This window comes from Sphingomonas sp. (genome assembly GCF_036387595.1).
In the GTDB taxonomy this organism is placed as follows: Bacteria; Pseudomonadota; Alphaproteobacteria; order Sphingomonadales; family Sphingomonadaceae; genus Sphingomonas.
In genome coordinates this window covers 1-3,155 of the sequence record NZ_DASVTL010000021.1, presented here as the reverse complement: position 1 = coordinate 3,155, position 3,155 = coordinate 1, and the positions used below count along the sequence as shown (strand labels likewise).

The following is a 3,155-nucleotide window of genomic DNA, read 5'->3' as shown; positions in this document are numbered from 1 at the left end:
GTTCTTCGACTTCTTGCCGGCGCCGTTCGATGGGCTCGGCGTGCAGGCCAACTATACGTTCGCGGATAGCGACGCGGGCCAGCAGGCGGCGGGCGACATCAACAGCGTGACGCAGATCGACGTACCGCTGGTCAATCTGTCGAAGCACAGCTTCAACCTGCTCGCGCTCTACGACCGCAACGGGCTGAACATGCGTGTCGCCTATAACTGGCGGGGCAAGTATCTGCAGGGCACCAGCAACACCGGTACGCAGAACCTGCCGATTTTCGGTGACTCGATCGGCTTCCTCGATGCGTCGGTCACCTATGATGTCACGAAGAACTTCGCGATCACGCTGGACGGCCAGAACCTGCTCGATACGGTTACCAAGACCTATCAGATCTTCAGCAACCGTCCGCGCGATTACCAGATCAACGATCGCCGCGTGTCGATACGTGCACGGGTCCGCTTGTAAATTCCGTCCTGCCTTCCCCCCTACCCGGACGGTTCATCCGAACCGTCCGGGCTTTTTCTAGGCAGGCAGTCCGCTCGATGTCATCTTCGCCCGACATGCCCAAGAATCTCCCGATAGAGCGCCGACTGCTTGGCAGCGTTTTGGCCGTAATCATGCTGGCGGCGCCCGCCGCTGCGCTCGACCGCCCGGCCGCCGCCGCAGCACCGTATCGCTGGACCAACGTGAAGGTCGGCGCGGGTGGCTATGCGCCCAATATCGTGTTCAGCCCGGTCGAGCGCGGGCTCGCCTATCTGCGCACCGACATGGGTGGCGCTTATCGCTGGGATGCCGCGCAGCGCCGTTGGCTCGCGCTGCAGGACGGCAATGCCGTATCCAGCTATATGGGCATCGAGAGCATCGCGCCCGATCCCGTGAACCCCGACGTGGTGTATCTGGCCGCGGGCATGAACGCCGGGCAGCCGGCGGCGATCATGCGGTCCGCGGATCGGGGTGCGACGTGGCGGATCGTGCCGGTGCCGTTCGCGATGGGCGGCAACGAAGCGGGCAGGGGGCTCGGCGAGCGGCTCACGGTGGATCCGAACGATTCGACCAGGCTGTTCTTCGGCTCGCGCCATGACGGGCTCTGGCAGAGCAATGACTCGGGCGCGACCTGGACCAAGATGCCAGGTTTCCCGCTGAAGGGGCTTGGCCGCCCGCAGCCGCGCACCAGTCATGGCGGCGTCGCCTTCGTCGTCGTCGACCCTACCAGCGGGAGCAAGGGCGCGGCGTCGCGGCGCATCTGGGCGGGTGTCGCCGATCGGGGCGGCGCAGCGCTCTACCGCTCCGACGATGGCGGTACGAATTGGCGTGCGGTCGATGGGCCCGGTCTGCTCGCGGTGAAGGCCGCGATCGACACGCGCGGCGTGCTGTGGGTCGGCTATGCGAGCGGCATCGGCCCGAGCGACGCGACGACCGGTGCGGTCTGGCGCTTCGATCCACAGGGCGACGCGCGCGACGTCACGCCGCCGTCCTGGCGCGCGCAGGGGGCGGAAGGCGGGTTTCTCGGCGTTGCGGTGGCGCGGTCTGCGCCCGGAACGGTCGCGGTGACGACGATCGATCGCTACCGGGCGGGTGACTCGCTGTGGATCACGCGTGACGACGGGCGGACGTGGGAAGATGTCGGGCCGCGGAGCCGCCGCGACGTGTCCAGCACGCCGTTCCTGCTGCACGAGGGCAAGGGCGCCGATTTCGGCCACTGGATCTCGGGGCTGGCGATCGACCCGTTCGATGCCGCGCATCTAGCCTATACCACCGGCGCTACCGTCTACGCGACCGCCGGGCTCGGCGTGCGCGGCGCGGTGGACTGGGCGCCGTGGTCCGAGGGTATCGAGCAGACCGCGATCATCACCCTGATCTCGCCAACGGGCGGCGCGCCGCTCGTGTCGGGGTTCGGCGACCTTGCCGGCTTCGTACATCAGGATCTACGACGGTCGCCCAAGCCGACCTTCACCAACCCGTATCTGTCGAACACCAACACGCTGGATTATGCGGGGCGCAAGCCCGCGATACTGGTCCGCAGCGGCAGCCTCTACGCCGACCGGCCACGCACCGCCTCGCTGGCCCGGTCCGACGACGGCGGCATGACCTGGGCGCCGGTACGCGTGCCGCCGATGGGCGACCCGCCCCGTCGCGAGGATCTGATCGGCGAGGCAGCGATCACGGTGTCGGCGGACGGCGCGACCATGATCGTGGCGACGCCGGTGGCGCAGCGCACGCGCGACGATGGCCGCAGCTGGACCGCGGTACGCGGGTTGCCGGGTGGCGTTCGCGCGGTGGCGGACAAGGTCGATCCGCGGGTTTTCTATGCGGTGGATGTTGCGAACGGCCGGCTGCTGGTGTCGCAAGATGCCGGTGCGAGCTTTGCGCCGGTCGCAGGGCGCGGCCTGCCGGCCGATCTCAGGCCGGGCGGGCGACAGGGACGGGAGGCGCAGAGTGCGCTGCTCGCAGCCCCCGATCGCGCCGGCGAACTATGGCTGAAGGCGGGCGAGCGGCTGTTCCACAGCAGCGACGGTGGCGTCTCCTTCAAACCGGCAAGCGGCGAGCTGGCCGTCGAGCTGTTCGGGATCGGCAAGGGCGCGCTGTTCGCGATCGGTACCGACCAGGGTATTCGCGGGATCTGGCGGTCCATCGATAGCGGGACGTCGTGGCAGCGGATCGACGACGACGCGCATCGTTGGGGCGCGCGCTACCGCGTGATTTCGGGGGATCCGCGCCTGCCTCGACGGGTCTATGTCGGCACCGACGGCCGCGGCCTGTTCTACGGCGATCCAGAGGGAAAAACACGATGATCGGACGCGTACTTCTACTGTCGGCCATGGCCGCAGCGATCCCCCAGACCGCCGTCGCGCAGACCGCGACGCCCGTGCCGCGGATCGAGACGCGGGGCGACCGGCACGCGCTGATCGTCGATGGTGCGCCCTTCACGATCCTCGGCGGGCAAGTCAACAATTCGACCAACTATCCCGAAATCCTGAAGACCGCCTGGCCGGTGCTCGACCGCATCCACGCCAACACCGTCGAAGTGCCGATCGCGTGGCAGCAGGTCGAGCCGCAGGAGGGGCGCTTCGACCTCTCATTTCTGCAAGCGCTGCTCGATCAGGCGCGGCAGCACGACAAGCGCGTGGTGCTGCTCTGGTTCGGAACGTGGAAGAACACTTCCCTC

At 68.0% G+C, this 3,155-nt stretch carries 3 protein-coding genes; all 3 read left to right on the top strand.

The features are described from left to right. Positions 1-454: TonB-dependent receptor domain-containing protein (locus VF643_RS00845; RefSeq protein ID WP_331041464.1), on the top strand; the 454-nt coding region annotated here is incomplete at its 5' end. A 152-nt stretch (positions 455-606) separates the two neighbouring features. Further along, on the top strand, positions 607-2,781 hold the full coding sequence (locus VF643_RS00840; RefSeq protein ID WP_331041463.1) for a hypothetical protein: 2,175 nt from the start codon (positions 607-609) through the stop codon (positions 2,779-2,781). A 26-nt stretch (positions 2,782-2,807) separates the two neighbouring features. Next, positions 2,808-3,155: beta-galactosidase (locus tag VF643_RS00835; protein WP_331041465.1), on the top strand; the 348-nt coding region annotated here is incomplete at its 3' end.

Coding starts and splice junctions, on each gene's coding strand:
- VF643_RS00840 (WP_331041463.1), top strand. CDS start 607: ATGCTGGCGGCGCCCGCCGCTGCGCTCGACCGCCCGGCCGCCGCCGCA.